Annotated in this window: 7 protein-coding genes; 4 read left to right on the forward strand and 3 right to left on the reverse strand. The window is 72.7% G+C overall.

The window, feature by feature from the left end; translation table 11 throughout:
- Positions 1–137 precede the first annotated feature (137 nt).
- Entirely contained in the window at positions 138–1,463 is a 1,326-nt protein-coding gene (locus R2N01_RS10335) for a sensor histidine kinase (RefSeq protein ID WP_316670882.1), read from the forward strand.
- Positions 1,460–2,146 (forward strand): response regulator transcription factor, encoded by a 687-nt coding sequence (locus tag R2N01_RS10340; protein ID WP_316670885.1) that lies wholly within the window; start codon positions 1,460–1,462, stop codon positions 2,144–2,146. Before R2N01_RS10335 ends, R2N01_RS10340 begins: the two co-directional genes overlap by 4 nt.
- Before the next feature lie 128 nt (positions 2,147–2,274).
- Here R2N01_RS10340 and R2N01_RS10345 read toward each other — a convergent pair whose 3' ends face one another.
- From R2N01_RS10345 to R2N01_RS10355, 3 genes are read right to left on the reverse strand one after another with little or no spacing between them, the layout of a single operon-like run.
- Positions 2,275–3,888: a hypothetical protein gene (locus R2N01_RS10345; RefSeq protein WP_316670887.1), complete on the reverse strand. Its 1,614-nt coding sequence runs from the start codon at positions 3,886–3,888 to the stop codon at positions 2,275–2,277.
- A complete protein-coding gene (locus R2N01_RS10350) occupies positions 3,885–5,396 on the reverse strand; it encodes a glycosyltransferase family 2 protein (protein ID WP_316670888.1) in 1,512 nt (503 codons plus the stop codon). The genes R2N01_RS10345 and R2N01_RS10350 overlap by 4 nt, the downstream gene beginning before the upstream one ends.
- A complete protein-coding gene (locus R2N01_RS10355) occupies positions 5,393–5,989 on the reverse strand; it encodes a hypothetical protein (RefSeq protein WP_316670890.1) in 597 nt (198 codons plus the stop codon). Before R2N01_RS10355 ends, R2N01_RS10350 begins: the two co-directional genes overlap by 4 nt.
- A 498-nt stretch (positions 5,990–6,487) precedes the next feature.
- Between R2N01_RS10355 and R2N01_RS10360 the strand changes: the two genes are divergently transcribed.
- Together R2N01_RS10360 and R2N01_RS10365 are read left to right on the forward strand one after the other, a co-directional pair.
- Positions 6,488–7,273 carry an ABC transporter ATP-binding protein gene (locus R2N01_RS10360; protein WP_316670891.1) on the forward strand — a complete coding sequence of 262 codons (786 nt, stop codon included), beginning with the start codon at positions 6,488–6,490 and terminating at the stop codon, positions 7,271–7,273.
- The coding region (locus tag R2N01_RS10365) for an ABC transporter permease (RefSeq protein ID WP_316670894.1) at positions 7,273–8,501 on the forward strand (1,229 nt) is incomplete at its 3' end. The genes R2N01_RS10360 and R2N01_RS10365, both read left to right, overlap by 1 nt.

Raw genomic sequence — 8,501 nt, forward strand, 5'->3', positions numbered from 1 at the left:
CGCCCCGGATGCACCGACCGCCCGGGCGCGCGGCGTCCGGGGAGGACCGGGCGGCGGCGTGCTGCCGGCGCCCACCGGGCCGATCTCAACCGGCGGGTGGATCCGCGGACAGGGGCCGCGCCCGTAACCTTGGCCGTGTGCGGATCATCAAACGCCTGACCGACTGGTTCGGGCTGCACCCGATGGTGGGGGACACCATCTGGGCCCTCATCCTCGCGCAACCGGCCGCGGGGAACGCGCTCAGTCTCCTCGGCTACGAGAACGGCTCCATCCCGGACACGGGTCTCAACCGATTCCTGATGACCATCTGGGGCCTCTCCTACGCCGTCCCCCTCGTCTGGCGGCGCACGAGGCCCGCACTGGCCTGCACCCTGCTCGTCATCCCCCACCTGGTGCAGCTCGCCATCGCGGCGCCGGTGATGTTCCAGAACTTCTTCGTGCTCATCATGATGTTCGCCATCGCGGCCTACGGCAGTGAACGGGCACGCAGGCTGTGGCTGGCGGTGGGCATCGCCGCCGCGCTGGCCGCGGCCATCTCCTGGTCGAACCTCACGGCCGCGGAGCCCGTGATACTCCTGGTGGGTTTCAGCTTCACCGCCATCGCGGCCCTGGTCGCCGTCAGCTGGCTGCTCGGCGCCATCACCCGCGAGCGCGTCACGACGGTGCGCACGCTCAGGGACCGGGCCGAGGCCATCGCCGCCGAGCGCGACCGGTTCGCCCAGCTGGCCGCCGAGCAGGAGCGCTCCCGCATCGCACGCGAGATGCACGACGTGGTCGCCCACTCGTTGAGCGTCATCGTCGTGCAGACCGACGGCGCGGTCTACGCGCTCGACCAGCCGGGGGAGGACGCCGCGAAACTGGAACTGGCCCGCACCGCCCTGGAGCGCATCGCCGGCACCTCGCGCGAGGCCCTGCGCGAGACACGCACGCTGGTCGGCGTGCTGCGCGAGGGCGAGGCGCCCGAGATGGCCCCGCAGCCCCAGCTGGACGAGATCGACGAGCTCATCGACGCCACGCGCGCCTCGGGGCTCGGCATCAGCTACGTCATCGACGGCGCCCCCGGGGGGCACGCCCCGCTCGGCACCGCCCGCGAGACGGCCGCGTACCGCATCGTCCAGGAGTCGCTGACGAATGTGATCAAGCACGCCGGGCCGGGCGCGCACGCCTGGGTCCACCTGAGCCACACCGTCGACGGGCTGACGATCAGCGTCCGCGACGACGGCCGCGGTACGGAGGAGAACGACGGGCACGGGCACGGGCTCATCGGGATGCGGGAACGCGTCGCCCCCTTCGGCGGTACGCTCACGGCACGGCCGCGTCTGGACGGCGGCTTCGAGGTGCTCGCGGTCATCCCCGCCGACGGGCCCGGGAAGACGACCGACCCGCACGCCGCAGCCGCCGGACCCCCCGGCGCGCCGGCCCTGCTGAGCCGGATCACGGATCTGACCAGGAAGAACGCATGACCGACGACATCATCAAACTGCTGCTGGCCGACGACCAGGAGATGGTCCGCGTGGGCTTCCGCATGGTGCTCGACGCGCAGCAGGACATGGCCGTCGTCGGCGAGGCGGGCGACGGCCGGGCCGCCGTCGACGCCGTCGTCAACGCGGGGCACGGCCGGCGCCCCGATCTCGTCCTCATGGACATCCGCATGCCCCGCCTGAACGGCGTCGCCGCCACCGAGGCGATCACCGCCGCCACCGACACGAAAGTGCTCGTGCTGACCACCTTCGACCTCGACGAGTACGTCTACTCGGCCCTCCAGGCCGGCGCCTCCGGCTTCCTGCTCAAGGACGCCGGGCCGGCCGAACTGCTGGCCGCCATCCGCGCGGTCGCCTCGGGCGAGGCGGTCGTGGCCCCCAGCGCGACCCGCCGTCTGCTGGAGCGCTTCGTCCCCACGCTCCCGAAGTCGAGCCGGGACGGCACCGCCCGGGAGCGCCTGGACCTGCTCACCGAGCGCGAGCGCGAAGTGCTGACACTGGTGGGCCAGGGGCTCAACAACTCCGAGATCGCCGCCAGGCTCTTCCTCGGCGAGGCCACCGTCAAGACGCACATCGGCCACATCCTGGCCAAGCTGGGGCTGCGGGACCGCGTGCACATGGTGGTCTTCGCGTACGACTCCGGGATCGTCCGACCGCGGGGCTGAGGCACCGGCGGGCGGCGGCGTCCCGCGGGCTCCGGTCCGCCGGACCGGAGGCGCCACCGCCGCGGCCGTCTGCGCCGCGCAGATCCCCGACGACCGCCCGGGACGTCGGGAGACCGCCTCGCCGCCCGTCAGCCGAAGCGGTACAGCCGCCAGGTCAGGTCGCGGGCGTCGCTCCACTGCCTGACCATGGTGGCCACGCCGGCGCCGTCCTCCCACATCCCCGGGTACTGCTCCTCGAGGGCGTCGGCGGGGGCCGCGTCCGCGGAGGTCAGCAGGGCGTAGTCGACGCCGTTCTCCCGGGGACGCGCCAGCAGGTCCTTGAAGTCCTCATCGGTGGTGATCACGTAGACGCGCGGGTTCTCGGCGCTCAGGACGATCGGGAAGGAGTAGGCGACGTCCGTGATGACGGCCCCCTCCTCCAGCCCCATCCCGGCGATGTCGTCGGCGACCCGCTGCTCCATCTCGTACTGGCCGGCTGCGGCGACCTTGACGGCCAGCGTCTCCTCGCGGGCGAGCCGGGGGTCGGACTCGGCCCGCCAGGCAACCGGCAGAGGGAGGGCCACGGCGAGAGCCAGCACCGCGGGGCCCGCCCTGCGCAGCACGGGCGCGGCACGGTGCACCGCCCCGGCCAGATAACCGGCGGCGAGGACCCCGAGCGGGACGGCGGTGATCTGGAAGCGCAGCCAGCCGAAGGACATGTTCCGCAGGAAGGTGAGGTTCTGGAACGCGAGCACCGAGCCGAGCACGAGGAGGGGCGGCAGGAAGATCACCTGGCGCCGGCCCAGTGCGACGGCGAGGGCGAGCAGCGCCAGCGGCACGGCCAGCGGCGCCGTGTGCACGAGCTGATCCGCCACATAGCCCAGGTGGGCGTGCGCGCCGGAGCCGATGATCCCGTCGACCGAGGTCTGGAAGGTCCCGACCTGGGCGGAGTTGCCGTACTGGGAGGTGAAGGTCTCCAGCCACGAGCCCACGATGACCCTGCTCGCCAGCGCCCACAGGCAGAAGGCCGCGACGATCGGCCCCACCGCGAGGACCACGTCGACGAGCGCCATCCCGAGGGCCTCCCTGCGCCCCCGCGCCCGGGACCGGTACCAGCTGACGACGAGGACGAGGACACCGACGGCGGCACCGGCGGCCAGGGCCTCGTACCGGACGAGGTAGGCCACGCCGGCGCCGACGCCGACATGGACGAGCCGCCACGGGTCGCCCTCGGCGAGCCAGTCCACGAGGTGCACGACGACGTACAGGCACACCGCCAGCAGCATCGCCTCGCTCGCACCGGTCGAGGCGGCCAGCAGGACCAGCGGGTGCACCCCGAAGAGCGCCGTCAGGACCGGCCGTGCGACCCGGCCCGCGCCCAGACGCCCGAGCAGCCGGTACAGCAGGGCGACCGAGGCCGCCCCGCAGAACGCCGAGACCAGGCAGCCCGCCAGCGCATCGGCGGCCAGTGCGGGCCACAGCGGGGAGGCCAGCAGCAGCGGGATGGCGGCGAACGAGGGCAGCGGGTTCCACACGAAACCGATGGCGGCGAGGTGGGGGTCACGGCTGAACAGGACGTAGTAAGCGTTGGCGACGCGGCTCATCGAATCCGGGAAGACCAGGTCGTGGGCACTGAGCCAGAAGGCCGCCGCCAGGTAGACGGTCAGCGCGACCAGGCCCACCAGCGTCTCGGGGCGGTGCTCGCGCCGCCGCGGCGCACGGGAGCCCTCCGTGCCGGCCGGAGCGGGCGCCGTCCCCGTCATGAGCCCCTCCCCGCCGGCAAGACCATCGGCTCCCCCTGCTGGTGGAGCCCGTGCGCGGTCTTCTCCCAGTAGAACGGCGCCGTGACCAGCTGGATCACCGCCTTGAGGGAGGCGAGCCACATGAGGGCCCAGTACAGGGGCATCAGCAGCGCCGCGCCGAGCAGGTCGGGCCGCTCCATCTGACGCGCGGTGAACACGCCCATGTACAGGACGGCGAGGTTGCCCAGCACGAGGCAGGCCATGCCCAGGTAGTAGACCGCCGGCGGGAACAGCGCGGAGATGGCCGGGTCCCGGGACGTGAACCACATGGCCGTCAGCAGCCAGAAGAACCCGTTGAACGCGGCCAGCAGCGGGGTGCCGGCGATGAAGACGACCAGGCCGGCCACCCCGCGCGGGCCCAGTTGGGCGGTGAGGAGGCGGGGCCGGCGCACGTGCACGAGGAAGGTCTGGATGTAGCCCTTGTACCAGCGGCTGCGCTGCCTCACCCAGTTGATGGCGTCGGAGTTGGCCTCCTCCAGGGTGACCGAGCCCAGGACCCCCACCTTGTAGCCCGCACGGTGCAGGCGCAGGCCCAGATCCGCGTCCTCGGTGACGTTCCAGGGGTCCCAGGCGCCGACGGCGCGCAGCACCTCGGAGCGGAAGTGGTTCGAGGTCCCGCCGAGCGGGACCGGTGCGCCCAGGGCGGCCAGCCCGGGGAGCATGTTCCCGAACCAGGAGCCGTAGTCGAGGGCGAACCAGCGGGTGAGCAGGTTCTGGGTGGCGTTGTAGAAGCCCAGACGCGCCTGGACGCACGCGTACTGCGGGCCGAGGCGCCTCATGGCGACGACGGCACGACGCAGCTGGAGCGGGTCCGGGGCGTCCTCGGCGTCGTAGATGGTGCACATCCCGCCCTCGGCCGGGAGGAAGCCGTAGTTGCAGGCCTTGGGCTTCGTGCGCGGCTCACGGACCGGGACGCGGACGACGCTGAGGTGCCGCTGCGGCGCGAGCGCCCGTACCGCAGCGGTCGTCTCGGCGTCGTCGTCCTCCAGCAGGAGGCGGATGTCCAGCAGGCGGCGGGGATAGTCCAAGCGCTCCAAGTGCTCGACGAGCTCGCCCAGCAGCGGCTCGTGGAGTACGGGCACGAGCACGGTGTAGGCGGGCAGCTGATCGTCGGGGACGGACCGGGCCTCCTCGTCGCTGACCGTCGTCATGCGACCGCCCCTGGCGCCGAGGCGGAACAGGACGAGCCGGTAGCAGAACGCGACCGCATAGGCGAGGGTCACCAGCCCGATGGCGACGACGCCCGCGCCGGCGGGCGCGAGCAGCAGCCCGCCCGCCAGCAGGACCGCGAGGAGGACGAGCATGATGCGCTGCCAGCGCACGAGGACGCCCCTGGCGGAGTAGGCGGGAGCCGAGGAGGACAGGCCGTGGCAGGCCGTCCCGATCAACCGGTCGAGGCTCCCCCGCAGTTCGGAGGCCGGCGGCAGGGCCAGGGACCCCGTCCGCTCCCGGATGGCATCGGCGTTCACCAGACCCACCCCCGCACGACGAGGAGCAGCGCGCCGGCGGCGACGGCCGGGACCACGAGCCTGCCCGGGACGACCGGATCGAGCTGCCCGGCCGGGGCGGGCCCGCGGCGGAGGACCACGACGGTGCCGGTGAGCAGGCACAGGGCGAGTCCCACGGCCCCCGCCCGCGCGGCGCCCAGGGCCGGAACGGCGCCGAGGAGCGGGGCCAGCGCCGCGGGCAGCGCCCAGCAGGTCTCGCGCGTGCCGAGCACCCAGAACAGGCAGCCGAGTGCGAGCGCACCGGCCGCCGCATTCGCGGCGAACGGGTGCACCGCCGTGTCCCACTCGAAGACGATCCAGGCGGCGGTGAGCAGGCCCCCGAGGCCGAGGGTCCGGTCCAGGTCGCGGTCGTCGATGTGGGGCTGGTGGCGGCGGGCGAGCACGAGGGACGCCGCCAGGACGATGCCGTCGGCGTCCCACATCCAGGCGCCGGGCGGCGCGGCGGGCCGGGGCACAGCGCCCCAGGTGCAGACGGCCGCGACGAGCACGAGCGCGTGCTGGACGGCGGCGGGCGGACGCGGGGCGGATGCGGCGATCAGGGGTGGAGCGCTCACCGCGCTTCTCCTCTCCATGGTGCACTCGGCGAGGGAACGGGCACCATACGGGAACGGGGCCGCAGGCATGCGATGACGCGGCGGCCAGAGGGGGATGTTCGCAGTCGTTGTGGCATTGGGTAGCGGCAACGCCGCTGTGTCCGGGCTGTGCGAGCGCCCGGGCTCCGCCCGGCGCACCGGCGCGGAGCGATGCTGCCGCCCCATCCCGCGGTCACGGGGCCGACCGAATGGGTCGAGCAGGTGCAACGCCAACGGGCGCGCCCCGGCGGGGAACCACGAGTCCTCGTCGAGCGTGCCCGAGCCGCTGCTGCCATCGTACGCCCCATCGCACCGCGATCTGCTCCGAGCGGCTGATCCGCTCACGGCGTATCCACCCACGGGATGAGACCCGAACCCACCCTGCGCCCGATGCGCGAGCAGGCCCCTCCTCGGAACGATGAGATCACCGGCGGCGAGTGATCCCCCTCGTCGCGACCCGATCCGATGAGGAGGACCAGCATGACGACAACGATCGCGCAGCCGCTGACGGCCGCGGTCCGCACCGAACAGCTCACCAAGGTCTACGGCCAGGGCGACACCCGCGTCGTGGCCCTCGACCACGTCACCGTCGACTTCCGGCGCGGCGAGTTCACCGCGATCATGGGCCCGTCCGGCTCGGGCAAGTCGACGCTCATGCACTGCGCCGCCGGCCTGGACACCCCCACCGAAGGCCGCGTGACCATCGGCCAGGTGGACGCCACCGCCCTCAACGACAAGGCGCTCACCCTGCTGCGTCGCCAGCGCATCGGCTTCATCTTCCAGTCGTTCAACCTGCTACCGACGATGACGGCCCGCGAGAACATCCTGCTGCCGCTCAAACTGGCCCACGCCAGGCCCGACCAGGAATGGTTCGGCACCATCGTGAGGGTCCTCGGTCTCTCGGAGCGCCTCACCCACCGCCCCGGCGAGCTGTCCGGCGGCCAGGCCCAGCGCGTCGCCGCGGCCCGCGCACTCATCACCCGCCCGGACGTGATCTTCGCCGACGAGCCCACCGGGGCCCTCGACTCCACCTCCAGCGACGAGCTGCTCGACTTCCTGACGCGCTGCGTCCACGAGCTCGGCCAGACGATCGTCATGGTCACCCACGACCCGCACGCCGCCGGCTACGCGGACCGCCTGCTGCAGCTGGCCGACGGCCGGATCATCGCCGACAAGCGCCTCCGCAAGAAGTCCGCCCGGAGCGCCCAGACCCCCGGCAGCCCCGCCGGCCACCAGCGCGCCCGGCTCGAGGACGGTGAGCTCTGATGCTGCGCCAGCCCCGCCGGCTGCTCAGCGCCGGCATCGCCATCGTCCTGGGCGTGGCCTTCATGACCACGACCCTGTTGTTCGGGGCCTCGCTCACCGCCTCCGTCCGCGAACTGGCCGGCGGACAGATCGGGAACGCGGCCGTCGTCGTCTCCCCGGGCGACGACCAGCAGGCCACCACCGTGGACCAGCAGGTCATCGACGCCGTGAGCAGGACCTCCGGCGTGGAGAGCACCCGGGCCAATTACCAGAGCTGGGTGCTGTTCTCCCGTACCGGTGCCCAGAACGAGATCGAGGTCGACAACCTGCCGAGACTCACCGACCGGACCAGCCTCGTCGAGGGCCGCATCCCGCAGTCCGATGATGAGGTCGCCGTCAGCACCCACATGCGCGACAGCTACGAGATCGGGCTCGGCGAGCAGATCACCACCCAGACGTTCACGAACGGCAGCCAGCCCCACCAGTCGACGGTCGTCGGCTTCATAGAGCCCGGCAGCGACGCGGTGAGCACGCCGAGGAGCGACCACATCTTCGCCACCGACACCGGCGCCGTCGCGATCACCGGCGTCCCCGGCTACAGCAGCCTCATGGTCTTCGGCCAGGACCCGGCCGCCCTCAAGACGGCCATCTCCGAGCTGGGCCCCGTCAAGGACGGGGGCTGCACCGTCCGCACCGGCGAGGAGCAGATGCGCCACCAGATCGACGAGTTGGTCAGGCAGTCCAGCTCGGTCACCAACTTCCTGCTCGTCTTCGCCGGGATCGCCCTGTTCGTCTCCGTGATCGTCATCGCCAACACCTTCTCGATCCTGGTCGCCCAGCGCGCCCGCCAACTCGCCATGATGCGCTGCGTCGGCGCCACCAAGGGCCAGGTCTTCGCCACCGTGACCGGCGAGGCGCTCGTACTCGGCGCGGTGGGCTCGGCCGTCGGGGTGGCCGCCGGTGTGGTCCTGGCCCGGGTCTTCCTGCACTTCGGCCAGGGCATGTTCAACATAGCGGTGCCCTTCACCATGAGCGCGAACGCCCTTGTCGCACCGTTCATCGTAGGCGTCGTCATCACGTTCTTCGCAAGCCTCGGCGCGGCCCGCCGGGCCACCGCGGTCGCCCCCCTGGCCGCCCTGCACCCGGAACTGGCGGCCGCCGAGACCAAGCGGCTGGGCGTCGTCCGCGCCGTACTGGGCGGGCTGCTGGCGCTGGTCGGCGCGGGCCTGCTCGTCACGGCCTGGCGCGC

Source organism: uncultured Propionibacterium sp., from assembly GCF_963539965.1.
GTDB lineage: Bacteria > Actinomycetota > Actinomycetes > Propionibacteriales > Propionibacteriaceae > Propionibacterium.

Bases quoted from the DNA above. Each gene is read 5' to 3' on its own strand.
- R2N01_RS10345 (WP_316670887.1), bottom strand. From the start codon at position 3,888: ATGACGGGGACGGCGCCCGCTCCGGCCGGCACGGAGGGCTCCCGTGCG.
- R2N01_RS10360 (WP_316670891.1), top strand. From the start codon at position 6,488: ATGACGACAACGATCGCGCAGCCGCTGACGGCCGCGGTCCGCACCGAA.
- R2N01_RS10340 (WP_316670885.1), top strand. From the start codon at position 1,460: ATGACCGACGACATCATCAAACTGCTGCTGGCCGACGACCAGGAGATG.